Origin of the sequence: Actinomadura barringtoniae (assembly GCF_017573505.1) — a bacterium.
GTDB lineage: Bacteria > Actinomycetota > Actinomycetes > Streptosporangiales > Streptosporangiaceae > Spirillospora > Spirillospora barringtoniae.
In genome coordinates, this window is record NZ_JAGEOJ010000011.1 from 59954 (window position 1) to 82963 (window position 23010).

Sequence of the window (23010 nt, forward strand, 5' to 3'; positions counted from 1 at the left end):
GCCGATTGATCGAAGGGGTTACATGGGGACCGAACGCAGGCCCATCGGCATCATCCTGAACGGCGTCACCGGCCGGATGGGATACCGCCAGCATCTGGTCAGGTCGATTCTGGCGATCCGGGACGACGGAGGGCTGCCCCTGGACGATGGAACGGTCCTGTGGCCGGAGCCGATCCTGCTGGGCCGCAACGAGGTGAAGCTGCGCACGCTCGCCGACAAGCACGGCCTCACCGAGTGGTCCACCGACCTCACCGAGGCGCTCGCCAGGCCCGGGGTCGAGATCTACTTCGACACGCAGATCACCGGCGCCCGGATGCCGGCCATCACCCAGGCCATCGCGGCGGGCAAGCACGTCTACACCGAGAAGCCGCTGGCCTCCGACCTCACCGGGGCGCTGGAGCTGGCGCGCCTGGCCGACGAGGCCGGGATCAAGCACGGCGTCGTTCAGGACAAGCTGTTCCTGCCGGGGCTGCGCAAGCTGAAACGCCTGGTCGACGGCGGGTTCTTCGGCCGCATCCTGTCGGTGCGCGGCGAGTTCGGCTACTGGGTGTTCGAGGGCGACTGGCAGGAGGCGCAGCGGCCCAGCTGGAACTACCGGGTCGAGGACGGCGGCGGGATCATCGCCGACATGTTCTGCCACTGGCGGTACGTGCTGGACGAGATCGTCGCGCCGGTGCGGTCGGTGCAGGCGCTCGGTGCGATCCACATCCCCGAGCGCGTCGACGAGGACGGCAAGCCCTACGCCGCCACCGCCGACGACGCCGCGTACGGCATCTTCGAGCTCGACGGCGGCATCGTCGCGCAGATCAACTCCTCCTGGGCGACCCGCGTCTTCCGCGACGAGCTGGTCGAGTTCCAGGTGGACGGCACCGAGGGCAGCGCGGTCGCGGGCCTGCGGCGCTGCCGCGTCCAGCACCGTTCGATGACCCCCAAGCCGGTGTGGAACCCCGACCTGCCCGCCACCCACGACTTCCGGGCGCAGTGGCAGGAGATCCCCGACAACGCCGACTTCGGCAACGGCTTCCGCGCGCAGTGGGAGGCGTTCCTGTTGCACGTGGTGGCGGACGCGCCGTTCCGCTGGGACTTCCACTCCGGCGCGCGCGGCGTCCAGCTCGCAGAGCTCGGCCTGCGGGCCTGGAAGGAGGGCCGTCGCATCGACGTGCCGGAGCTGGGGCTCGCGACATGAACCTGAACCTCCCCGAACCGGACGGCACCCTGACGCCGTACACGATGGGGGAGCCGCGGACCTACGAGCGCAGCACCGCCCCCTTGGCTCGTAGGTCCGCCTTCGCCGCCGCCCACGTCGTGGCCGACCCGCTGGGGGACGGCACGACGCTCGACTGGGACGCGACGCTGGCCTTCCGGCGCCACCTGTGGTCGTACGGCCTGGGCGTCGCGGAGGCGATGGACACCGCGCAGCGCGGCATGGGGCTGGACTGGGAGGTCACCAGGGAACTGATCGCCCGCTCGGGTACGGAGGCCCGTGCTTGTGGCGGTCTCATGGTCGGCGGCGCCGGAACGGACCACCTCCCTCCGGGTCCGGCGCCGCTCGACCGCATCGCCGCCGCCTACGAGGAACAGCTGGAGGTGGTGGAGGGCGCCGGCGCGGTGCCGGTGCTGATGGCCAGCCGCCAGCTGGCCGTCTCGGCGGAGGGCCCCGACGACTACGCCAAGGTGTACGGGCGGCTGCTCGGGGCGGTGTCGCGGCCCGCGGTGCTGCACTGGCTCGGGCCGATGTTCGACCCCGCGCTGACCGGGTACTGGGGCTCGACCGACCTGGACGAGGCGACCGAGCACGTCCTGGCCCTCATCGCCGACCACGCCGACCGGATCGACGGCATCAAGATCTCGCTGCTCGACGCAGAGCGCGAGGTCGCGGTGCGCAGGCGGCTGCCGGACGGCGTACGCCTCTACACCGGCGACGACTTCAACTATCCGGAGCTGATCCGGGGCGACGAGGAGGGGCACAGCGACGCGCTCCTCGGCATCTTCGACCCGATCGCACCGGCCGCGGCCGCGGCCCTGCGCGCCCTCGACGCGGGGGACATGGCGGCCTACGAGGAGGCGTTCGCGCCGACGCTGCCGCTCGCCCGCGAGGTCTTCGCGACGCCGACGTACTACTACAAGACCGGAGTGGTGTTCCTGGCCTGGCTGGCGGGGCACCAGAGCGCGTTCCGCATGGTCGGGGGACTGGAGAGCGCGCGTTCGGTACCGCACCTGGTCCGGCTCTTCCGGCTCGCCGACGCGGCCGGGCTGCTGCCGGACCCCGAACTCGCCGGAGCCAGGATGCGCGGCTGGCTCGCGGTTCAGGGAGTGGACTCATGAGCGGCGAAGTGTCCGGGCGGCTGAGTGGGCGGCTGAGCCTCAACCAGTGGACGACGCGGCACTGGCCGCTGCCCGACCTGGTCGAGGGCTGTGCGGCGGCCGGGGTGTCGGGCGTTGGGCTCTGGCGCGAGCCGGTCAGCGAGTACGGCGTCGGACGGGCCGCCAAGCTCGTGCGCGAGGCCGGGCTGACGGTGACCTCGCTGTGCCGTGGCGGCTTCTTCCAGGAGCCGGACGCCATCGAGGCCAACCGCCGGGCGATCGACGAGGCGGCCGAACTCGGCGCGCCGCTGCTGGTGCTCGTGAGCGGCGGCCTGCCTCCCGGGTCGCGCGACGTCGACGGCGCGCGCCAGAACGTCGCCGACGCGATCGCTGAACTGGCCCCGTACGCGGGGGAGCGCGGAGTCAAGCTCGGCATCGAACCGCTGCATCCGATGTACGCCTCCGACCGCTGCGTGGTGTCGACACTGGGCCAGGCGCTCGACCTGGCGCTGCCGCATCCGCCCGAACAGGTCGGCATCTGCGTGGACACCTACCACCTGTGGTGGGACCCGCTGGTGTGGACCGACCTGGTACGGGCGGGCGACGCAGGCCGCATCGCGATCTTCCAGGTGGCCGACTGGATCACGCCGCTGCCCGAGGGCGTGCTGACCGGTCGCGGGATGCTCGGGGACGGCTGCGTGGAACTGCGCCGCTTCCGCAGGGCGGTCGAGGCCGAGGGCTACGTTGGCCCGATCGAGGTCGAGATCTTCAACGAGGAGCTGTGGGCCATGCCCGGCGCGGAGGCTCTCGCGCTGGTCGTGGAACGCTTCGCCGAGCACGTGGCCTGAAGCCGGGTGACCGGAGTCAGCCGCAAGTCACGCCCGATGTCATGGCCTGAGACGGCCGAAATTCGTTCTTGACGCTAACGAGATCGTCTTCTAGGTTCCAAGAAAGCGCTTACTGAAAACGCTTTCACAGCCTCCGACCAGTAGGTGGGACAGGATGCCGAAGAGCAGATGGCTCCTTCTGACCATCGTCGCCGTGCTCGCGGCGCTGCTACAGGTGACCCCGGCGAACGCCGCGGCACCGGGCCGCGCGGCAGTACCCCCCGGCGACCCGATCTACGACCCGATCCCCGAGAGCCCCAGCACCTCCGGGCTCGGCCTGACCGTCGAGGACTACGCCTCGTTCCCCAAGTCCGAGCCCACCCCGGCGCCGACCGACCAGCGGCTGGTCCGCTGGGCGCGCATCAACCACCTCGGTGAGGTGCCGGACGGGTCCGGGCGGACGTACGTCCCCGACCTGAACGGCAAGCTCTACTTCCTCGGCAAGGACCGCAAGCCGCACGTCTACCTCGACGTCGGCGCCACGTTCGCCCCGCAGTTCTTCTCCGGGAAGGGCATGGGCCAGGGATTCGGGTTCGTCACGTTCGACCCGAACTTCCGCCGCAACGGCCGGTTCTACACCGTGCACACCGAGCTGGCCTCGTCCACCGACAAGGTCCCCGACCTCACCCCCGAGGCGGGCACGCTCTACCACGGCATCATCACCGAGTGGACGGCCGACGACCCGCACGCCGACACCTTCAAGGGCACCCGCCGCGAGGTGCTGCGGCTGGGCTTCGCGGGCCAGGTGCACGGCATCCAGCAGATCGACTTCAACCCGACGGCCCGTCCGCACGACAAGGACTACGGCCTGCTGTACGTGGCGGCCGGTGACGGCGGCATCGGGTTCAACAGCGGCATCCCGCAGGACCTGTCGATCCCGCAGGGCAAGATCCTGCGCATCGACCCGCGCGGCACGAACTCGGCCAACGGCAAGTACGGCATCCCGAAGAACAACCCGTTCACCGGGCAGGCCGGCAAGCTCGGCGAGATCTACGCCTACGGCATGCGCGACCCGCACCGCTTCAGCTGGGACCCGGGAGGCAGCCACCGGCTGTTCCTCGGCCACATCGGCGAGCACGCCATCGAGTCGGTCTACGACATCCGCGCCGGCGCCAACCTGGGCTGGAGCGACCGCGAGGGCAGCTGGGTCTTCGACAAGACCGCGACCGACCCGTGCAAGAAGCTCTACCCGCTGCCCGCCGACGACAAGGGCTACACCTACCCGGTGGCCGCCTACGACCACGACCCCTCGCCGACCTGGGACTGCAAGTCCGACGTCGGCCGCGCCATCGCCGGCGGCTACGTCTACCGTGGCAAGATCGCGGCCCTGCGCGGCAAGTACCTGTTCGACGACCTGGTCGACGGCCGGATCTTCTACACCGAAGAGCGCGAGATGAAGCTCGGCGGCCCGCGCGCCGAGGTCCACCAGCTCATGCTCTACAAGGACGGCAAGCGCCTGTCGACCGCCGACCTCACGGGCCCCGGCTCGACCGGCGACCCCAAGCGCGCCGACCTGCGGATCGGCCGCGACGGAGCGGGCGAGCTCTACCTGATCGGCAAGGCGAACGGGAAGATCTGGAAGATCACCGGCACGCAGAACTTCGCGTCCTGCGACGTCGGGCACACCACCGTCCGCAACGCCACCTCGGCCAAGGACTGGACGCCGGTCACCCCCTCCAAGTGGCAGTTCCCCGGCCGTGAGGTCGTGCTCGCCGAGGCGGGCGTGGAACGTCCCGGACCACGGCGCCCGTTCGAGTACGCGGTGCTGAACAAGGGACCGGCGGCCTGGAAGTCGTTCCAGCTCGACGCCCAGGTACGCCTGGACACCCCGGTGGACATCATCAACCGGGACGTGATCCTGGTCTACAACTACAACTCCGACCTGCAGTTCTCCTACACCCACCTGTCGTCGGACAACTCGATCTACCCGCACAACGGCATGTTCACGGTGAACAACGCCGACCGGCTGCGGCTGGACGACCAGTGGAACGCGGTCCGCTCGCACGGGGCGCCGCCCGCGATCAAGGACGCGGCGTGGCACCGGGTGCGGATCCGGCACTGCGGCGACTCCGGCGAGACCGCCGCCTACATCGACGGCTCCCGCACCCCGCTGATCACCTCGATCGACAGCACGTTCGCCTCCGGCAAGGTGGGCTTCGGCTCGTTCGACAACATCGGCCGCATCCGTGACCTCAAGGTCACCGGAACTCCGGCGGCGTGACGACATGAGGATGAAGAGAGCACGAGCAGCAGCCCTCGCCCTCGCGATGGGCGGGTCCCTGACGGTCGCCGCCGCGGCTCCGGCCGCGGCGCACACCCACGGCGACCCGGGCGCGTTCCCGAGCCTGCGGCGCGACGTGGTCGCCTCGTACGACTTCGACCACCCGGTGCGCGGCAACGCGGCCCAGGAGAGAGACCTGGGCCGGTCGGGCACCCCGATCAACCTGGTGAACGGCGGCGCGGCGCAGCGGGTGCGCGACCACGCCTACCCGGGCAGCCGGTCGGCCCTGCAGACCCAGCAGGTCAGTCCCGGCGTCACCAGTAACGACGACTGGAAGGCAGGCCTCTACTCCGAGACCGGTGTGCCCTCCCTCCACGCCTTCAACGGCGTGAAGGAGGTCACCATCATGGGCTGGTTCAAGCAGACCGGCGAGAACCCGGGCTTCAACAGCGCGACCGGCCACTACAACGCGGTCGGGCTGGCCGGGGTTCTCACCGGCACCTCCCAGGGGCACGACGTACGCGCTCTGCTGGAGGTCATCTCGGTCGACGGCACGCTCCGCGTCGTCGCCCTCGGGCGGCGCGTGGACGGGGCGAGCTCGCAGACGTTCGCCGCCAACGCCGACTGGCAGTCGATCCTCCAGCACGACAAGTGGTCCTTCCTCGCCGCGACGTTCGACTTCGACAACGCGACGATGAAGCTCTACAAGGACGGCCGCCCGCTCGACGGCTTCTACGTCCTGCCCGGCGATCCCTGGACGGTCCAGGGCGAGCCCGAGCCGGACCTGTCCACGGCGTCCGACCCCCGCGGCATCAAGATCGGGGGGAGCTATCCGCAGAACACCAAGGAGGGCAACCCCTGTAACTGCCGCATGGACGGCCTGATGTTCCTCGACCGGGCGCTGTCCGATCGGGAGATCTTCAAGCAGTACCAGTGGGCCACCAAACGCCACTGAGGATCCACTAGGGATCAGCAAGAGACCCGCCGCCTCACCGGCCGGACGGCGCACGCCGGCCGGTGAGGCGGCCACCACGCCATTCACTTGCCAGGTCATGGCCTGCCCTTGGGGCGGGCCGAAGATCGTCCCGGGTAGATCTGGATCACGAGATCCACCTTCGGAGGCGATGCCCATGACCTGGGGACCGTTGGAATTCCTGGTGCTCACCTTTCCGGGCGAGGCGCCCGGCAGGGAGGCCGTCGGGGCCCTGGCGGGCCTGCGCCGCGACGGCGAGGTCCAGGTCGTCGACTCACTGCTGGTCGCCAAGGGCGCCGACGGCGCCGTCAGCAGCACCGAGCTCGCCGACGTGCCGCACCTGAGCGAGACCGTGGCCGGCCGGGACGCGCAGAACAACCTCATCGGCAGCGAGGACGCCGAGGAGATCGGCGAGACGCTCGAACCCGGCTCGTGCGCACTGGCCGTCCTGGTCGAGCACACCTGGGCCAAGAACGCCGCCGAGGCGGTGCGGCAGGCCGGCGGGCAGCTGGCGGCCTCGGTCCACATCGCGCCCGAGAACGTTCCGGGGGAGGGATCATGATCGTACGAGGCCGGGGGAGGCCGCTGCTGCGCGGCGCGCTCGTGGGCGGTACGGCCTACGCAATGGGCCGCAGGGCCGCCAACAGCGCCCAGCGGGAGGCCCAGCAGAGCGCCGACATCGCCGAGCTTCAAGCACAGCAGGCGTACGCGCAGCCCGTACAAGCGCCGCCGCCCCCCGCACCGGCGCAGGCGCCGGCCGGAGGGGGAACGGTCGCGGACCAGCTTCTGCAGCTCGGGCAGATGGTCCAGCAGGGGTTGCTCAGCCAGGAGGAGTACGCGGCGGCCAAGGCCAAGCTGCTCGCCTAGGCCGGCTGCTCGCCTGAACAAGCCGGTCGCCTGAGCAAGCTGCTCGCCTGAGTAAGCCGTCCGCTCAGGCCTGGGGCGGGATGATCGGGCCGAGCCACATCCCGCCGCTGCAGTCCAGCGTCTGGCCGGTGATCCAGGCGGCCTCCGGGCCGGCGAGGAAGCCGACCAGCCGTGCCACGTCGTCGACTTCGCCGAGGCGGCCGAGGGCGGCGATGGAGGCGAGGACCGCGGCCCCTTCGGGGGAGCTGAGGTGGCCCTCGGTCATGTCGGTGCGCACCACGCCGGGCGCGACGGTGTTGACCGTGATGCCGCGCGGGCCGAGCTCGTTGGCCAGCGAGGCGGCCATGCTGTCCAGCGCCGCCTTGGTCATCGTGTAGGCGATCTGGGTGGAGACCGCGACGCGGGTGGCGGTGGAGCCGATGTTGATGACGCGGCCGCCATGGCTGAGGGACGGGATGGCCTTCTGGATGACCAGGAAGGGCGTCCGCACGTTCACCGTGAAGATCCGGTCGAGCTCCTCGGTGCTCACCGCGCCGATCGGGCTGGTCGAGCCGATCCCGGCGTTGTTGACCAGGATGTCCAGCCGGTCGCCGAGCGGGGGCAGCAGTTGCTCGAAGAGGCGGTCGGCGGCGTCGGGTGCGGCGAAGTCGGCCCGGACGGCGAACGCCCGGCCGCCCTTGTCGTTGATCTGCCGCACGGTGTCGTCGGCCGCCTCGCGGTTGCCGCCGTAGTGGACCGCGACCAGGGCGCCGTCCTCGGCCAGCCGCAGCGCCACGGCGCGGCCGATCCCGCGCGATCCGCCGGTCACCAGAGCCGTCTTGCCGGTCAGGACGTTCATCTCGTTCTCCCTTTTCAGGTTCCGGGACCGTTGTCCCGGCGACGAGATTCACTTTCCTGGCCCGTGCTGACGGTCCGCTGACCGGCGGCGCACCGAGTTCGGTCAGCGGCGAACGGCGTGGCTGGGCAGGGCGCAGACGGTGTCCAGGCCGAGCACGTGGTTCAGGCGGCCGAACGCCAGCCACGAGCCGAGGCACATGCTCAGCTCGACGATCTCCAGCTGGGAGTAGTGGTCGTTCATCCGGTCCCAGAAGTCGTCGTCGAGGTTGTGGTGGTCGAGGGTGTAGCGCTCGGCGTACTCGGCGGCCAGCCGGGTGCGGTCGTCGAAGCGGTCGGTGGTGTGCCACTCGCTGACGGCGCCCGCGAACTCCTCCTCGACCTTCTCGCCGTCGCGTTCGGTACGCCAGTCCAGGCAGAAGATGCAGCCGTTGATCTGGGCGACGCGCAGCCGTGCGGCCTCGAACTCGCGCAGGCCCAGGGTCGTGTGCGCGTAGACGGCGAGGGAGAAGTTCGCGGCGGCGGGACCGATGCCGGGGACCATCTCGCCCCAGACGTACTCGATCGCGTCCTTGCCTTCGGGGATGTCGATGTTCATGACTGCTTCCTTGCCAAATGGCCGGCGGTGAGGGGGACGTCCAGGGCGTCATAGAGACCCGGTTCGGCCTCGACGAGCCAGCCGATCGCGTTCACCAGGCGGCCGACCGCGGTCGCGTTCCCGCCGGCGGCGCGGTTGCCGCCCTCGTCGGTGGCCTCGATCGAGACCTCGATGCGCGGGCGGCCCTCGATGATCACCCGGTGCGCGCCGTCGCCGCTCGGCGGGACCGGCCAGTCCGGGGCGCAGCCGCCGTGGATGCGCGTGACGTGCTCGATGACGATGCGCGGCTCGCCCTCGACGATGCCCTGCACCTCGAACCGGATGGCGCCCTGCGTGCCCTTCTCGAACTCGCCCATGGTCGTGGTGGTCACGGTCTCGTCGAGCTGGCGCCGGTCCACGGTCTCGCGGATGTCCTCCAGCTCCACGCCGAGCGCGCGGGCGATGAGCCTGATCTGGCCGCCCCACACCATGGTGGGAACGGTCGGCGCGATCATCGGCGCGTCGTAGTCCATCGGCTGCCCCATGCCGACCAGGTAGCGGACCGAGTCCTCCTGGTCGTAGGTGGAGTAGTCGAAGATCTCCTGGCAGCGGATCACGTCGACGTGCGCGCCGAGCCCGCTGATCATCACCGGCAGGATGTCGTTGCCCCAGCCCGGGTCGACGCCGGACACGAACAGCGAGCCGCCGCCCTCGGCGATCGCGGCCAGCGCGGGCTCGCGCATCTCGGGCGGGGCGTTGCGCTGGTCGTAGAGCGCGTACAGCGACGGCGTCACGACCACCGCGCCGGTACGGATCGCCTTGCCGATGTCGGCGAGCGCGTCGTCGGGCCGGATCTCGCCGGACGCCGCGTACACGACGGCCTGGGGAGCGGTGGCCAGCACCGCGTCGATGTCATTGGTGGCCGCGACGCCCAGTTCCCGGCCGAGATCGGCGAGCTCGCCCGCGTCCCGGCCGACCTTGTCGGGATTACTGACGATGACGGCCGTGAGTTTCAACGCCGGGTGGGCCTCGACGGCGCGGATGGCGAGCCGCCCCACATTGCCCGTTCCCCAGACGATCGTGGAGATCATAGGCCGGAGCGTAGCAAGCGTTTGGTTGTGTGACCAGGGTCACCCGTCCCTGGGTGGCAAGCGGCGGCGCCGGTTTTGTCAGCCGCATAAGTATTGGACGGCAGATCCAGTACTTAGTCTCGGTGCACCGCCATGGTGGCGGCTTCGGGGGACGACGAAGGGTCAACGGCCATGTCCACCCCCATTCGCCGCCTTCTCACGGCCTCCTGCCTCGGACTTGTCCTGACGGCGACGGCCCTGCAGGGCAGCGCTCAGGCCGCCGCCCCGCAGGCGGCGCCATCGGTACCGCCCTCGCAGGACCCGTTCTACACACCGCCTTCGCCGCTGCCCGACGGCAAGCCGGGCGACGTCATCCGCTCGCGGCCCTCGGTCTTCACCGTCGACCCGTTCGGCAAGAGCCCCTACAGCGGTGTGAAGTCCTGGCAGGTGCTCTACCGCTCGGAGTCGGTCAAGGGCGCGCCTGTCGCGGTGTCGGGGACCGTGCTCGTCCCGACCAAGGAGTGGACCGGCGGCGGCAAGCGTCCGGTGGTGTCGTACGCGGTCGGAACGCGCGGCCTCGGCGACGAGTGCGCGCCCTCCTACACCCTCACCCAGGGCATGGACTACGAGGAGCTGTTCATCGCGGACGCGCTCGGCCGGGGCTGGGCCGTCGCGATCACCGACATGGAGGGCCTCGGAACGCCGGGCCAGCACACCTACGAGGTCGGCGGGTCGCAGGGCAAGGCCGTGCTCAACATGGCCCGCGCCGCGCAGCGCCTGACCGACGACGGCCTGGGAGAGGGGCCGGTCGCGGTCATGGGCTACTCCCAGGGCGGCACGTCGGCGGGCTGGGCCGCCGAACTGGCCAAGTCGTACGCGCCCGAGCTGCAGCTGAAGGGCGTCGTGGCGGGCGGCGTCCCGGCCGACCTGCGAGCGGTCGCGGCGGGCCTGGACGGCACCCCGTTCGTCGCCTTGATGTTCATGGCCGCGCTCGGCTACGACACCGCCTACCCGGACCTGAACCTCAAGGGCTACCTGAACGACAACGGCCGCAAGCTGCTGGAGAGCAGCCAGAACGTCTGCCTGCTCAGCGTCGACGGCGTCTCCACGCTGCTGACCACCGCGTTCAAGAAGATCACCGACTACACGACCAGCAACCCGCTCGACACGCCGCAGTGGAAGGCGGCGCTCGACTCCAACAAGCTGGGCTCGACCGCGCCGAGCGTGCCGGTCTTCCAGGCGCACGCCGGGTTCGACGAGATCATCCCGCTCACGCAGGCCGACGCGCTGCACAAGGCCTGGTGCGCCAAGGGCGCGAACGTGACGTGGAAGGTGTACCAGATCGCCGAGCACGCGACCGGGCTGGTGGAGAGCGAGCCGGACGCCATGGCCTTCCTCACCGACCGGTTCGCGGGCAAGGCGGTCCAGGGCAACTGCGCCGGATAGCCCAACGGGGGTAACGCTCAACTAGGCTGCCTTGACGTGATGTCAGGGCGGCCTAGGCGGGCGGACGCGCAGCGCAACCATGATCTGGTGCTGGCGGCCGCGAAGGAGGCCTTCGCGGAGCAGGGCGTCGACGTCCCGATCGACGAGATCGCGCGGCGGGCGGGCGTCGGCAACGCCACGCTCTACCGCCACTTCCCGACCCGGCGCGATCTGATCGTGGCCGTGTACGCCGACGAGGTGGCCGCCCTCAACGGACAGGGGGCGGCCCTGCTCGGCAGCGACGACCCGGGCGGCGCGCTGTACGAATGGCTGCTGGCGTTCATCACCCACGTGGCGGCCAAGCGTGACCTCGCCCTCGCCGTCCCGGATGACGAGGACGAGGGCGACGAGCGCACCGCCCTGTTCGCGCGCTGGCACGAGTCGATGCACATGACCGCCGGTCCGCTGCTGGCGCGGGCACGGCACGCCGGTGCCGTGCGTACCGACGTGACGGTCGCCGAGCTGCTCGCGCTGGCCAACGGCATCGCCCTGGCCGGCACCGACCCCGAGCGTCTCCTCACCCTCGTCCGCGAGGGCCTCCGGTAATTCATCGGATCACCCGCATCCACAAACACGCCGATCTTGCTCTCATGGGCCTCAAATACCCCCGGAGAGGGCCATGAGAGCAAGATCGGCGCGGTGAGGGGCGGGATAGGTCGGATGTTCGGGCTGGACAAGGGATTCAGAAAGCGCTTACCTGAAGGGCGTCACCCATCCCGTTGGAGACCTCGATGCACAGGCGCCCCGTTCTGCTAGCGCTCGTCCTGTCCGCCTCGTTCTTCACAGCCCCGCACGGCGCCTCGGCCGCGCCCGGCTGCTCGGGCGAGCCCTGGATGGATCATTCCAAGCCCGCCGCCCAGCGGGTGGCGGCCCTGCTGCCGCGGATGACCATCGACGAGAAGGTGTCGATGACCGCGTCCCTGTCCAACGACACCTACGCCCGCGAGACGCTCCCCATCCCGCGGCTCTGTATCCCGGCGCTGCGGCTCAACAACGGCCCCGCCGGAGTCGGGTCGGGCGGCCCGGTCCAGCCGCAGACCACCGCGATGCCCGCGCCGCTCGGCATGGCCGCCTCGTTCGACCCCGAGGTGGCGCGCGCCTACGGCTACGTCCTGGGCCGCGAGACCCGCGACACCGGCCGCAACCTCAGCGAGGGACCGGACGTCGACATCGCCCGCGTTCCGCTGAACGGCCGCACGTTCGAGGCGTTCGGCGAGGATCCCTACCTGTCCGGCCGGATCGTCACCGGCGAGGTGCGGGGCGTCCAGTCGCAGGGCGTCATCTCCGAGCCCAAGCACTTCGTGGGCAACAGCCAGGAGACCGACCGCAACACCATCGACGAGAAGATCGACGAACGCACGCTCCGCCAGATCTACCTGAAGCCCTACGAGATGTCCCTCAAGGCCGAGCCCGGCGCGGTGATGTGCGCCAAGAACCTGGTGAACGGGGCGCACGCCTGCGAGCACAAGGTCCTGCAGCAGGGCGTGCTCAAGAACGAGTGGGGCTTCGACGGGTTCGTGGTGTCGGACTTCAGCTCCTGCTACGACACCGTTCGCTGCGCCGAGGGCGGCCTGGACTTCGAGCTTCCCGCCGGCAAGTACTACGGCGCCGCCCTCAAGACGGCCGTCGAGGCGGGCAAGGTCAGCCAGGCCAACCTCGACGACCACGTGAGCCGGGTCCTCACCAGCATGTTCCGGCTCGGCATCTTCGACCGCGCGCAGATCACGAGGCCCATCGACGTCAAGGGCGACGGGGCGATCGCACGGCACGTGGCCGAGGAGGCCACCGTCCTGCTGAAGAACCGCGGCGGCGTCCTCCCGCTCCGCAAGAACCGCTCGGTCGCGCTGATCGGCGCGAGCTCCCGTACGGCGGTCGCGACCGGCGGCGGCAGCGCGGGCGTCGCGCCGACCTACAAGGTCAGCCCGCTGGAGGCGTTCCAGGCGCGCGGCGTCAAGGTCACGCAGTCACAGGGCATGCCGCCGGTCGAGCTCGGCCCGCAGCCGGCCGTGCCGACGTACGCGCTGAAGTCCGAGGACGGCAGGCCGGGCCTCACCGCCCGCTACTTCAAGAACCCGAACTGGACCGGCGACCCGGCCGTCACGCGCGTCGACCCGTGGATCGCGATGGACCCGTCCGGCGGGCCGCCCGACGTCCCCGGCTTCCCGGCCGACGGCTGGTCGATCCGCTGGAACGGCACGCTCACGGCCCCGGCCGACGGCGACTACGTCCTCCACCTCACCAACTACCGTTCCGCCTCGCTCTACCTCGACGGCACCAAGCTGCTGTCCAGCGGCGGAGGCTTCCCGAGCTCGACCACGTCGGCGACCGTGCACCTGACCAAGGGGGAGAGCCACCAGTTCCGCGTCGACTGGAGCAAGCCGACCGGCCAGGCCATGATCTCGGTCGCGTGGACGCCGCCCGCGAGCCTGGTCGACCCGCAGATCGCCGAGGCGGCCGAGGCCGCCCGGCACACCGACACGGCCGTGGTCTTCGCCGCCGACAAGGACACCGAGGGCCGGGACCGGCCGGGGCTCGCGCTGCCGGGCCACCAGGACCAGCTGATCGAGGCCGTCGCCAAGGCCAACCCGCACACCGTGGTCGTGCTGAACACCGGCGGCCCGGTGCTCATGCCGTGGCTGGACAAGGTCGCCGGTGTCGTCCAGGCCTGGTACCCGGGGCAGGAGCACGGCAACGCCGCCGCATCGGTTCTGCTCGGTGAGAAGGACCCGGCGGGACGGCTGCCGATCACGTTCCCGAAGAGCCTCGCCGACACCCCGGCCAGCACGCCCGCGCAGTACCCGGGAGTGAACGGCGTCGCGACATTCTCCGAGGGGCTGGGCGTCGGCTACCGGCACTACGACGCCAAGGGGATCGCGCCGCTGTTCCCCTTCGGGTACGGCCTGTCCTACACCTCGTTCCGGCTGTCGCGTCTGAACGTGCACGGCGACCGGGTGAGCGTGGACGTCGCCAACACCGGATCGCGGCGCGGCAGCGAGGTCGTCCAGGTGTACGTGGGCGGCGCCGACGGGCGGGACGCGGGTGCCCCGCCGCGCCGCCTCGCCGGAATCGCCAAGGTCTCCCTGGCGCCCGGCGAGCACCGCCGCGTCACTCTCAGCCTCGACGACCGCCCGTTCGCCCACTGGGACGAGGCCTCCCACGCCTGGGTGACCCCGCACGGGACCTACACGGTCTCGGCGGGCACCTCGTCCCGCGACCTGCCGCTCACCGTGTCCGTGCGGAAGTGACGGTGAACAGCCCCACCTGCTCCTGACGAGAGGAGACGTCCGCGAATCCGGCGTCCAGTGCCCACTTCTCCAGGTCCTCGACTGGGCGGCACTTCATCACCCAGGGCCTGTGGTCCCGGTTGGGCAGGACGTTGGCGATGAGCTCCAGCTGCGGGTGGCGTACCTGCGTCGTGAAGATCAGGACGCCGCCCGGAGCCAGGAGCCCCCGCAGCCGCGCCATGGACGCCTTGATGACGTCGTCGTCGAGGATCAGTTCGTACAGGCCCGACACGACGATGACGTCGGGTGCGCCGAACGCGGGCGGCTCGGGGTCGAACGCGTCGTCCAGTTGATAGGTCATCCGGCCCGTGAGCCCGTTCGTCACGGCCATCGCCGCGCCCTGCCGCAGCCCGGCGGGAGCCAGGTCGCGGCACAGCACCTGGTGCGACGGGTCCTCCAGCAGCAGCTCCTGGAGATAACGCCCTGGGCCCGCCGCGACATCCATGATCCGCAGCGGCCCTTGGCGCATCTCCGCGCGCAACGTGTCCTGGAGGAGATCCCGGCGGGAGCGGATCGCGCGCCAGCCGATCGCGTCCAGGTGCACGCGGTCGATCAGACGGCCGATGCCCAGATCGCCCTGTGCGCGGTTGACGTAGACGTAGTCGAGCATCGTTCCGCTGTCGAAGCCGTGCCGGTAGCCGATGCGGATGCTGCGGGCGGTGCGCCCGACCGTGCTGAGCAGGAGGCGGAGGGCCGCCCACTTGATATCGCCGCGCATGGTTCTTCCTCTCAGTGAAGGGACAGCTGGCGTACGGCCTGCTGGGCCGTGTCGATGTCGGTGACCGGGTCTCCGATGCGGACCCGTACGCGGGCACGGCGCAGGCGGCCGTGCACCGGAAGCACCTCGCGCGTGCCGCACAGGCCCACCGGTACGAGGGGGACTCCTGCGAGTGAGGCGAGCCGGGCCGCGCCCGAGCGGAAGGGGCGCACCTCGCCGTCGCGTGAACGGGTGCCCTCCGGGAAGACGATGACCGCCCGTCCGCGTGCCAGAAGCGCGGTGGCCTCGGCGAGGTCGTCGAACCCGCCTCTGGCGCGCCGCACCGGGAAGCCGGAGACGGCCGTACGGCAGACCACGGCGCGCAACCGGCTCGCGAACCAGTAGTCGGCGGCGGCAGCGACGACCGGGCGGCGCCGGGCCGGGAGCGCCGCGAGCAGCGCGGCGGTGTCGGCGTGCGAGCCGTGGTTGGCGACGATCACGCACGGGCCGTTCGGCAGGCGGCCCTCGACCTCGATGCCGCCCGCGAGCCGGAACGCGGCGCGCCAGAACCACGTGCGGAGCAGTGCGGCGATCATGACAGCACCACCGCCACTGCCAGCGTGATGAGCAGGGAGTCGATCCGGTCCAGCAGCCCGCCGAACCCCGGCAGCCAGCTCCCGGCGTCCTTCACGCCACGGCTGCGCTTGAGCATCGACTCGAGCAGGTCCCCCAGCGGGGCGCCGACGGCGACCGCGAGGACGGTCGCCGGGGTGGCCGCGCCGAACGCGACGAGGATCGCGATCCCTCCGGCGGCGCCGCCGGCCACGCCGCCCCAGCGCTTGGCCGGGCTGTGCGGCGAAAGCGCAGGCCCGCGCAGCAGCTTGCCGCCGCACCAGGCCGCGACGTCCGCCACGGCGACGGCCGCGCACAGCGGAGGGGCCAGGTCGCCGAGCACGACCAGCCCGGTCAGCGGCGCCAGCCACGCCAGACCGAAGACGACGCCGTACGCCCGGTTCATGCCCCGGTCCGGATCGCGTTCCAGCAGCGTGATCAGCCCGGCCACCAGCAGCGCGCCGAACAGCACCCGGATCAGATGCTCGGGCGCCAGCCATGCCACGAGCGGGAACGCCACCAGCGCACCGCCCATCAACGCCCGATCCAGAGCCCGCAGCCCGAGCAGATGGCCGTACTCCAGCACGGCGACCAGCCCCACCCCGGCGGCAAGCGCGAAGGCGCCCGGCGGCCCGAGCCAGAACGCGCCGCCGACCAGCGGCACGATCACCAGCCAGCTGAGCCAGCGCTGGATCAGCTCGCGCCTGCCCGACCACCACACGGCGGCCCCGCTGACGGCGAAGGCCCCCGACACACACGCCAACGTCTCGGTCACAGCGACCTCCGGATCCGCTCCAGCCGGACGAGCGCCGTGAGCAGCGACCCGGCGGCGAGCACGATGAGCAGGGGAACGGCGAGGCCGGTGAAGGCGATGAGCGCCAGCAGCAGGCAGCGCTCGGTCTTGCCGACCGGCCAGCCCTGCGGGCGCGGGCCCCCGGCCGCCGCGCCCGCGAGCGACACCCAGGACGGCAGCGTCGCCGCCAGCGCGGCACCCGCCACCAGGCCCGCGGGCGCGAGCGCCAGGCATCCGGCGAGCGCGGCCAGTTCCGCGGCCCGGTCGCCCAGCTCGTTCAGCACCGAGCCCCAACGCGAGCCGCGCCCGGTCTCCCGGGCGATCGCGCCGTCGAGATTGGCGCACGCGAGCCGGAGCGCCAGCAGCAGCGTGACGACCACGCCGGCGAGCGGGCCCGGCCGCAGCAGCGCCAGCGCGACGCCCGCGCCCGCTCCGGCGAGGACCCCGGCGGCGGTGACCGCGTCCGGCGACACCCGGCGCCGCACGAGCACGCCGCGCACACCGCCGAGCCGCGCCGCGTACCAGGGCTTCAACCCGTACAAACCGTCCATGCCTCAAGCCTCGCGGGCTGCGGCGCGGCGGCCATCGGCCGAGCTACTCGGTTGCGTCTGAGTAGAGAAACTCAGCGCAGGTGCGCTCTAGGCAGGATCTCCGCACTGGGGTATCAGGCCCGGCAGGTGAGAGGACGGCCTCCGTTGTAGGCGACCATGTCGTCCAGTGCCGAGACCAGGTCGATCTGCGCGCCGGGCGCCTCGCCGTCGAGTTCGGCGTAGGCGCGGTAGAGGTTGCCGACGATGCGCTCGCTGTCGGTCAGCCCCGCGTAGTCGCCGAGGTCGGTCTCGCGCGCGCATTCCAGCGGCGACAGCCCGGCGGCCCGGCCCTTCTCCGCCGTCGCCAGCACGAAGCGCGCGTAGGCCACGACGCCGGCGATCAGCTCGGGCCCGGCCACCGGGCCGTGGCCGGGCACGATGGTCTCGGCGCCGAGCGGCACGATCTCCTCCTCCAGGACCTTGATGGCCCCGGCGACCGAGCCCTGCATGAGGAACGGGGTCCCGCCGTTGAAGAGCAGGTCGCCGCAGAACAGCACCCCCCGGTCGGGGACCCACACGATCGAGTCGTTGGTGGTGTGCGCCGGGCTCCCCACGTGCCGGACCTCGCAGCGGAGGTCGTCCACCCAGATCGTGACGCCCTCGGTGTAGGTGAGGAACGCCGGCTCGATCTCGACGTCGCCCCAGTCGACCTCCGACCAGTACGGGGCGTCGAACGGCCTGCCCCAGGCCAGCGCGCCGTCCCGCGTGCCCTCGTGCGCGACGATCGTGGCGCCGGAGAACAGGTAGTTCCCGAACGTGTGATCGCCGTGATGGTGGGTGTTCACCAGCGTCCGCACCGGCATCGGCGTGACCGAGCCGATCGTGTCGAGGTACGCGCGGGTCCGGCGCTCGGTGGAGCAGGCGTCCACGCTGACGACGCCCCGCTCGCCTACCAGGAACCCGGTGTTGTTGATCCACCAGGTCCCGTCGGGCTGGATGTAGCCGTAGATGCCGTCCGAGACCTCGTGGAGGTGGGGAGTCCCGGGAACGGTGATGTCGCGCGCGGTGCCGCTCATGCGCTCAACCTAATGCCGAACGCCCTACCCGATAAGGGTGCGCAGGGCCTTCACGACTTCGGCCGGGGCCTCCTCCGCCATGAAGTGGCCGCAGGCGACGGTCGAGTGGCGCAGATCAGGTGCCCAGGCGCTCCACAGCGCGGTGGCGTCGAACCCCAGGGCGGTGCCCCAGTCCTGCTGAAGGACGGCGACGGGCATCTGGAAGACGTTGCCCGCCTCGCGATCGGCCTGGTCGTGCTCGACGTCGATGCCCGCCGAGGCGCGGAAGTCCGCGACGATCGAGGGGACCGCCTCGCGCGAGGCCTTCAGGTAGGCGGCTCGCACGTCCGCCGGGATGGCCGCCGGGTCCTTGGCCCAGATGTCCAGGAAGTGGCCGAAGAACGCGTCCGCGCTCGCGGCGATCATCTGCTCGGGCAGGCCGGGCGGCTGGGCCATCAGGTACAGGTGGAAGCCCACGGCCGCCGAGACCCCCTGCATCACCTCCCACAGGTTGATCGTCGGCATCGTGTCGAGCGAGGCCAGGTGGGTGATCGTCTCGGGGTGGTCGAGCCCGGCGCGGATGGCCACCTGGGCGCCGCGGTCGTGCCCTGCCAGCGCGAAGCGCTCGTGGCCGAGCGCGCGGGCGAGGGCCACGATGTCGGCGGCCATGGTGCGCTTGGAGTAGGTGTCCGCGCCGGTCTCGGCGGGCTTGTCGCTGTCGCCGTAGCCGCGCAGGTCGGGAACGATGACGGTGTGGTCGGCGGCCAGGTCGGCGGCCACGTGCCGCCACATCAGGTGGGTCTGCGGGAAGCCGTGCAGGAGCACGATCGGGCTGCCCGAGCCGCCGATCGCCGTGTTGAGGGCCACGCCGTCCGCGACCGGGAGGCGCTGGTAGTCGAATCCATTGATCTTCATGGCCCCAGCATCGGACGCCCCGATCAGCGCTCAATCAGCAATGACTAACGTAGGGATGTGCCTGGCGTGAGGTTCCGCGTGCTCGGGCCGCTGGAGGCCGAGGGGGAGCGCGGGCCGGTCAACCTCAAGGGCCCGCGGCACCGGGCCGTCCTGGCGCGCCTGCTGATCGCCCGGGGCCGTGCCGTACCGGTCTCCTGGCTGATCGACGATCTCTGGGACGATCCGCCCGAGGGGGCGCTCGGCGCCGTCCAGACGTTCGTCGGCGCGCTCCGCAAGGCGCTTGAGCCGGGCCGGCCGCCGCGGACGCCCGCCCGTCTGCTGGTCACGGCGCCTCCCGGCTACGCGGTACGGGCCGAGCAGGACGCCGTGGACGCGTGGCGCTTCGAGGCGGCGCTCGGTGAGGCGCCGGGCCTGCCGCCCGAGAAGGCCTTCGCCCTGCTGGACGAGGCGCTGGCGCTGTGGCGGGGCCCGGCGTACGCGGAGTTCGCCGAGGAGGACTGGGCCCGGGGCGAGGCTTCCCGGCTGAACGAGCTGCGCCTGCTGGGAGTGGAACGGCGGGCCGAGGCTGCCCTGGCGCTCGGCCGGGCCGCCGAGGTCGTACCCGAGCTTGAGGCGCATGTGGCGGCTCACCCGCTGCGCGAGGACGCCCGGCGGCTGCTCGCGCTCGCCCTCTACAAGGCCGAACGGCAGGCCGACGCCCTGGCAGTCCTCCGTGACGCCCGCACGATGCTGAACACCGAGCTCGGCCTGGATCCGGGTGAGGCGCTGCGGCGGCTGGAGAACGACATCTTCGCCCAGGCGCCGCATTTGACCGCACAGCCCGTGCCCACTCCCGATGCGCGTCCGTTCGTCGGCCGGGCCGAGGAACTGGCCGCCCTGGAGCAGTTCGCGGCAGGGGGATCAAGGCTGGCGCTGATCTCGGGCGATCCCGGCGCGGGCAAGACCGCGCTTCTCGGCGAGCTCAACCGGCGCCTGGGACCGCGGATCAAGGTGCTCGACGACATGCAGTGGGCGGACGAGGCGGAGCTCGCCGAGCTGATCGAGGCGGGATCCGTCCCGCACGTCGGCGCCTACCGTTCGACCGAGATCACGCCCGCCCTGGCTGATGCGCTGGGCCGCGCGGCGCGCCTCGAACCGCTCCGGATCCATCTCGGCGGCCTCAGCGAGCCTGAGGTGCGTGAGCTGATCGCATCGGTCGCCTACGAGGAGGTGGACGAGCGCACCGCGAAGGCGATCCATCGGCGCAGCTCAGGCAATCCGTTCTTCGTCCGCGAGCTCGTCCGGCTGTACGAGGCGCAGGGCGATCTGGACGGCGTGCCCGCGGGCGTTCGCGACGTCATCCGGCATCGCCTCGCCGCGCTTCCCGAGGCCGCGCGGACCGTGCTGCGGCAGGCGGCGGTGATCGGCACGGACGTCGATCTGGACGTGCTGATCGGCCTGAACGGCGACGAGGACCGGGTGCTGGATGCCGTGGAGCCCGCGCTGCTGATGGGCTTCCTCGCCGAGTCCGGGCCCGAGCGGCTCCGCTTCGAGCACGCGCTGGTGCGCGAGGCCCTCTATGACGACATCTCGCAGGCTCGCCGTTCACGCTGGCACGCCCGCGCGGCCGAGCTGATCGAGCGCTTGCGGCCGGAGGACGTGGCGGTCATCGCCGAGCACCTCATCAGGGCGTCGACCCGCGCGACCGCCGACCGCGCCGCGCACTACGCGCGCCTCGCCGCCGAACGGGCCGAGAGCCGCTTCGCGCCGCACGAGGCCGCGCGGCTCTGGCGCGAGACCGTCGCCGCCCTGGACCGTGCGGGCGACACCGACGTCCGCGCGCGCCTGGAGGCGACGATGGGCATGGTGCGCGCGCTCGCGGTGACCGGCGACCTGGACGCGGCGCGGCGGCACCGGGCCGAGGCGATCCGGCGGGCGGAGGAGCTCGGCGATCCGCTCTTCACGGCTCAGGTCATCGGCTCCTTCGACGTGCCCGCCAACTGGCCGGTGGGCGACGACGCGGACGACGCGCGCGAGGTGGCCGAGGCCGCCGAACGCACCCTCGCCGCGCTGCCGCCCGGACGGGATGCCGAACGCGCCCGGCTGCTGGCCACCATCGCGATGGAGCTGCGCGCCGACGCGGGGGAGCGGGGAAGAGCGGCGGCCCGCGAGTCCGAGGAGATCGCCCGGCGCCTGGACGACCCGACCGTGCTGGCGTTCGCGCTCAACGCCCGCTTCATGCAGTCGTTCGAACGGGCCGGGATGGCTCCCGAGCGAGCCCGGATCGGCGCCGAGCTGGTCGAGCTCGCTACGCGCCACGGCCTGGTGCCGTTCGAGGTCCTCGGCCACATGATCCTGATCCAGGCCCGCGCGGCGCTCGCCGACTTCGCGGCCGCCGACGAGGAGGCCTTCGCGGCCGACCGGCTCGCCGAGCAGCACGAGATTCCGCTCGTCGGCGTCTTCACCGAGTGGTACGCGGCGATGCGGGCGGCCGACGAGCCCGCTTATCGCCGAGCCGCCGTCCGCCTCGCGGGCACCGGCATGCGCGGCGTTGAGGATGGGCTGCTTTCGCTTGCTCTGCTCTGCCTCAGGCTCCAGGGCGACGACATCCCGGTGCTCGACGACGCAGACTACGGGCCGTACGAGCCCTGGACCAGGCCGCTGATCCTGCTCTCCCACGGCAAGCGAGCGGAGGCGGCCGCCTGCGACATCCCCGAGTCACCTCACGACCTGCTGTTCGAGCTCCGCACGTGCCTGCACGCCCTCGTCGCCATCGAGCTGGGCGACCGGGCCGCGATGCAACGCCTTCACACCGCGCTGCTCCCTGCCGCCGCCGAACTGGCGGGCGCGGGCAGCGGCATGGTGACGCTCCGCCCGGTCGCCTACTACCTGGAACGGCTCGCTACCAGTCTCGGGCGGCCTCCAGAAGGCGATCCCGCACGAGGGTGACGTTCGGGTTGTCCGGGAGACCCGCCCGCTGAGCGAGGAACCCGGTGTTGATGGGCGGATCGACGGGCTCCAGCAACGCCACGAGCGCGCCGGAGTCCAGCTCGGCGTGGCACAGGTAGCGCGGCAGGACCGTGAACCCGGCCCCGGCGACGACCGCCGCCAGCACGCCGCGCAGATCCGGGACAACGACGGCCGCGGGTCCGGCGAGCCGCGTGCCGAAGACGTGCCTCCAATAGCGGCGCGCGATGGGCAGATCCTCCGCGTACGTCACCAGCGGCGCGTCGCGCAGCGCCGACGGGCCCTCGCGTTCGAGTCGCCCGCCTCCGATCCGTTCCGCCCAATCGGGAGCGGCGACCAGCACGAACTCCTCGTCCGCGAGCGGCTCGGCCGTCAGCGCGCGTCCGCGCGGCCTGATCGTGGACACGACCAGGTCGTACTGCCCGGCACGCAGCCCCGCCAGCAGATCGTCGGCGAGGCCGAGCGTGACCCGCAGCCGCAGATCACCCGCTCCGACCAGCGGCGCGAGCGAGGGCAGCACTCGCGCGCACAGCAGCTCGGCGGGCCCGGCCAGATGCACGGGATCGGCCGCCGCGGTCTCGTCGACCTGGTCGCCGCCCGCCACCGCGCTCAGCGCGTCGAGCGGAGCGGAGACCTCGGCGGCGAGCTGCTCGGCCATCGCCGTGGAGGCGACCCCGCGCGGGAGCCGTTCGAAGAGACGGCGGCCCAGTCGCCGTTCCAGCGCCCGCATCTGCGCGGTCACCGTCGGCTGGGACAAGCCCAGGAGCTGGGCCGCCGCGGTGAACGACCCGGCGCGGTGCACCGCCAGGAAGGTCCGCAGCTGGTTGAGGTCCAGCGACTCATAGGAATCCCGATGGGGCATGCAAAGAAGCCTATTGGTCGGTGTTGGACCCCGCCCCTAGAGTCGAACCGACGACGAACTGACATTTTGAACACAATTTGTCAGGTCATCCACGAAGT

Annotated in this window: 21 protein-coding genes; 11 read left to right on the top strand and 10 right to left on the bottom strand. The window is 71.6% G+C overall.

Annotated features, from left to right (window positions below; all coding sequences use genetic code 11):
• Nucleotides 1-22 precede the first annotated feature (22 nt).
• The 7 genes from J4573_RS26355 (at nucleotide 23) to J4573_RS26385 (ending at nucleotide 7252) form a co-directional block, all read left to right on the top strand.
• Nucleotides 23-1186 (top strand): Gfo/Idh/MocA family protein, encoded by a 1164-nt coding sequence (locus tag J4573_RS26355; protein WP_208258545.1) that lies wholly within the window; start codon nucleotides 23-25, stop codon nucleotides 1184-1186.
• Nucleotides 1183-2325 carry a dihydrodipicolinate synthase family protein gene (locus J4573_RS26360; RefSeq protein WP_208258546.1) on the top strand — a complete coding sequence of 381 codons (1143 nt, stop codon included), beginning with the start codon at nucleotides 1183-1185 and terminating at the stop codon, nucleotides 2323-2325. The genes J4573_RS26355 and J4573_RS26360 overlap by 4 nt, the downstream gene beginning before the upstream one ends.
• Nucleotides 2322-3152 (top strand): sugar phosphate isomerase/epimerase family protein, encoded by an 831-nt coding sequence (locus tag J4573_RS26365; RefSeq protein WP_208258547.1) that lies wholly within the window; start codon nucleotides 2322-2324, stop codon nucleotides 3150-3152. The genes J4573_RS26360 and J4573_RS26365 overlap by 4 nt, the downstream gene beginning before the upstream one ends.
• Before the next feature lie 154 nt (nucleotides 3153-3306).
• A complete protein-coding gene (locus J4573_RS26370; RefSeq protein ID WP_208258548.1) occupies nucleotides 3307-5412 on the top strand; it encodes a PQQ-dependent sugar dehydrogenase in 2106 nt (701 codons plus the stop codon).
• Nucleotides 5413-5422: 10 nt separating this feature from the next.
• Nucleotides 5423-6367: a LamG-like jellyroll fold domain-containing protein gene (locus J4573_RS26375; RefSeq protein ID WP_208258549.1), complete on the top strand. Its 945-nt coding sequence runs from the start codon at nucleotides 5423-5425 to the stop codon at nucleotides 6365-6367.
• A 175-nt stretch (nucleotides 6368-6542) separates the two neighbouring features.
• Nucleotides 6543-6947 carry a DUF6325 family protein gene (locus J4573_RS26380; RefSeq protein ID WP_208258550.1) on the top strand — a complete coding sequence of 135 codons (405 nt, stop codon included), beginning with the start codon at nucleotides 6543-6545 and terminating at the stop codon, nucleotides 6945-6947.
• Nucleotides 6944-7252 (top strand): SHOCT domain-containing protein, encoded by a 309-nt coding sequence (locus J4573_RS26385; RefSeq protein ID WP_208258551.1) that lies wholly within the window; start codon nucleotides 6944-6946, stop codon nucleotides 7250-7252. The genes J4573_RS26380 and J4573_RS26385 overlap by 4 nt, the downstream gene beginning before the upstream one ends.
• A 64-nt stretch (nucleotides 7253-7316) precedes the next feature.
• On the opposite strand, the gene J4573_RS26390 is transcribed toward J4573_RS26385, so the two are convergent.
• The 3 genes from J4573_RS26390 to J4573_RS26400 form a co-directional block, all read right to left on the bottom strand.
• Nucleotides 7317-8090: an SDR family oxidoreductase gene (locus J4573_RS26390; protein WP_208258552.1), complete on the bottom strand. Its 774-nt coding sequence runs from the start codon at nucleotides 8088-8090 to the stop codon at nucleotides 7317-7319.
• Between the two features lie 102 nt (nucleotides 8091-8192).
• Complete coding sequence (locus J4573_RS26395) at nucleotides 8193-8684, bottom strand: carboxymuconolactone decarboxylase family protein (RefSeq protein WP_208258553.1); 492 nt, start codon at nucleotides 8682-8684, stop codon at nucleotides 8193-8195.
• On the bottom strand, nucleotides 8681-9754 hold the full coding sequence (locus tag J4573_RS26400) for an NAD(P)H-dependent amine dehydrogenase family protein (RefSeq protein ID WP_208258554.1): 1074 nt from the start codon (nucleotides 9752-9754) through the stop codon (nucleotides 8681-8683). The genes J4573_RS26395 and J4573_RS26400 overlap by 4 nt, the downstream gene beginning before the upstream one ends.
• Nucleotides 9755-9925: 171 nt before the next feature.
• Between J4573_RS26400 and J4573_RS26405 the strand changes: the two genes are divergently transcribed.
• The 3 genes from J4573_RS26405 to J4573_RS26415 all read left to right on the top strand — a co-directional run bounded on the left by J4573_RS26405 (nucleotide 9926) and on the right by J4573_RS26415 (nucleotide 14463).
• The gene (locus J4573_RS26405; RefSeq protein ID WP_208258555.1) at nucleotides 9926-11179 is read left to right on the top strand and encodes a lipase family protein; all 1254 of its coding nucleotides are present in this window, start codon (nucleotides 9926-9928) and stop codon (nucleotides 11177-11179) included.
• A gap of 87 nt (nucleotides 11180-11266) precedes the next feature.
• Complete coding sequence (locus J4573_RS26410) at nucleotides 11267-11764, top strand: TetR/AcrR family transcriptional regulator (RefSeq protein ID WP_208258556.1); 498 nt, start codon at nucleotides 11267-11269, stop codon at nucleotides 11762-11764.
• 185 nt (nucleotides 11765-11949) lie between these two features.
• On the top strand, nucleotides 11950-14463 hold the full coding sequence (locus tag J4573_RS26415; RefSeq protein WP_208258557.1) for a beta-glucosidase: 2514 nt from the start codon (nucleotides 11950-11952) through the stop codon (nucleotides 14461-14463).
• Here J4573_RS26415 and J4573_RS26420 read toward each other — a convergent pair.
• The 6 genes from J4573_RS26420 to J4573_RS26445 all read right to left on the bottom strand — a co-directional run bounded on the left by J4573_RS26420 (nucleotide 14441) and on the right by J4573_RS26445 (nucleotide 19104).
• On the bottom strand, nucleotides 14441-15220 hold the full coding sequence (locus tag J4573_RS26420) for a class I SAM-dependent methyltransferase family protein (RefSeq protein ID WP_208258558.1): 780 nt from the start codon (nucleotides 15218-15220) through the stop codon (nucleotides 14441-14443). The genes J4573_RS26415 and J4573_RS26420 overlap by 23 nt on opposite strands.
• Nucleotides 15221-15231: 11 nt before the next feature.
• A complete protein-coding gene (locus J4573_RS26425) occupies nucleotides 15232-15795 on the bottom strand; it encodes a lysophospholipid acyltransferase family protein (protein WP_208258559.1) in 564 nt (187 codons plus the stop codon).
• On the bottom strand, nucleotides 15792-16586 hold the full coding sequence (locus tag J4573_RS26430) for a phosphatidate cytidylyltransferase (RefSeq protein ID WP_208258560.1): 795 nt from the start codon (nucleotides 16584-16586) through the stop codon (nucleotides 15792-15794). The genes J4573_RS26425 and J4573_RS26430 overlap by 4 nt, the downstream gene beginning before the upstream one ends.
• Nucleotides 16583-17155 (bottom strand): CDP-alcohol phosphatidyltransferase family protein, encoded by a 573-nt coding sequence (locus J4573_RS26435; protein ID WP_208258561.1) that lies wholly within the window; start codon nucleotides 17153-17155, stop codon nucleotides 16583-16585. The genes J4573_RS26430 and J4573_RS26435 overlap by 4 nt, the downstream gene beginning before the upstream one ends.
• A 113-nt stretch (nucleotides 17156-17268) precedes the next feature.
• Entirely contained in the window at nucleotides 17269-18210 is a 942-nt protein-coding gene (locus J4573_RS26440) for an MBL fold metallo-hydrolase (RefSeq protein WP_208258562.1), read from the bottom strand.
• 24 nt (nucleotides 18211-18234) lie between these two features.
• A complete protein-coding gene (locus J4573_RS26445; RefSeq protein WP_208258563.1) occupies nucleotides 18235-19104 on the bottom strand; it encodes an alpha/beta fold hydrolase in 870 nt (289 codons plus the stop codon).
• Nucleotides 19105-19161: 57 nt separating this feature from the next.
• On the opposite strand from J4573_RS26445, the gene J4573_RS26450 reads away from it, so the two are divergent.
• On the top strand, nucleotides 19162-22032 hold the full coding sequence (locus J4573_RS26450; RefSeq protein ID WP_208258564.1) for an ATP-binding protein: 2871 nt from the start codon (nucleotides 19162-19164) through the stop codon (nucleotides 22030-22032).
• Here the strand turns inward: J4573_RS26450 and J4573_RS26455 are convergent.
• Nucleotides 21986-22912 (bottom strand): LysR family transcriptional regulator, encoded by a 927-nt coding sequence (locus J4573_RS26455; protein WP_208258565.1) that lies wholly within the window; start codon nucleotides 22910-22912, stop codon nucleotides 21986-21988. The two genes, J4573_RS26450 and J4573_RS26455, sit on opposite strands and share 47 nt — an antisense overlap.
• Between the last annotated feature and the right edge of the window lie 98 nt (nucleotides 22913-23010).

Coding starts and splice junctions, on each gene's coding strand:
- J4573_RS26355 (WP_208258545.1), top strand. CDS start 23: ATGGGGACCGAACGCAGGCCCATCGGCATCATCCTGAACGGCGTCACC.
- J4573_RS26360 (WP_208258546.1), top strand. CDS start 1,183: ATGAACCTGAACCTCCCCGAACCGGACGGCACCCTGACGCCGTACACG.
- J4573_RS26365 (WP_208258547.1), top strand. CDS start 2,322: ATGAGCGGCGAAGTGTCCGGGCGGCTGAGTGGGCGGCTGAGCCTCAAC.
- J4573_RS26370 (WP_208258548.1), top strand. CDS start 3,307: ATGCCGAAGAGCAGATGGCTCCTTCTGACCATCGTCGCCGTGCTCGCG.
- J4573_RS26375 (WP_208258549.1), top strand. CDS start 5,423: ATGAAGAGAGCACGAGCAGCAGCCCTCGCCCTCGCGATGGGCGGGTCC.
- J4573_RS26380 (WP_208258550.1), top strand. CDS start 6,543: ATGACCTGGGGACCGTTGGAATTCCTGGTGCTCACCTTTCCGGGCGAG.
- J4573_RS26385 (WP_208258551.1), top strand. CDS start 6,944: ATGATCGTACGAGGCCGGGGGAGGCCGCTGCTGCGCGGCGCGCTCGTG.
- J4573_RS26390 (WP_208258552.1), bottom strand. CDS start 8,090: ATGAACGTCCTGACCGGCAAGACGGCTCTGGTGACCGGCGGATCGCGC.
- J4573_RS26395 (WP_208258553.1), bottom strand. CDS start 8,684: ATGAACATCGACATCCCCGAAGGCAAGGACGCGATCGAGTACGTCTGG.
- J4573_RS26400 (WP_208258554.1), bottom strand. CDS start 9,754: ATGATCTCCACGATCGTCTGGGGAACGGGCAATGTGGGGCGGCTCGCC.
- J4573_RS26405 (WP_208258555.1), top strand. CDS start 9,926: ATGTCCACCCCCATTCGCCGCCTTCTCACGGCCTCCTGCCTCGGACTT.
- J4573_RS26415 (WP_208258557.1), top strand. CDS start 11,950: ATGCACAGGCGCCCCGTTCTGCTAGCGCTCGTCCTGTCCGCCTCGTTC.
- J4573_RS26420 (WP_208258558.1), bottom strand. CDS start 15,220: ATGCGCGGCGATATCAAGTGGGCGGCCCTCCGCCTCCTGCTCAGCACG.
- J4573_RS26425 (WP_208258559.1), bottom strand. CDS start 15,795: ATGATCGCCGCACTGCTCCGCACGTGGTTCTGGCGCGCCGCGTTCCGG.
- J4573_RS26435 (WP_208258561.1), bottom strand. CDS start 17,155: ATGGACGGTTTGTACGGGTTGAAGCCCTGGTACGCGGCGCGGCTCGGC.
- J4573_RS26440 (WP_208258562.1), bottom strand. CDS start 18,210: ATGAGCGGCACCGCGCGCGACATCACCGTTCCCGGGACTCCCCACCTC.
- J4573_RS26445 (WP_208258563.1), bottom strand. CDS start 19,104: ATGAAGATCAATGGATTCGACTACCAGCGCCTCCCGGTCGCGGACGGC.
- J4573_RS26455 (WP_208258565.1), bottom strand. CDS start 22,912: ATGCCCCATCGGGATTCCTATGAGTCGCTGGACCTCAACCAGCTGCGG.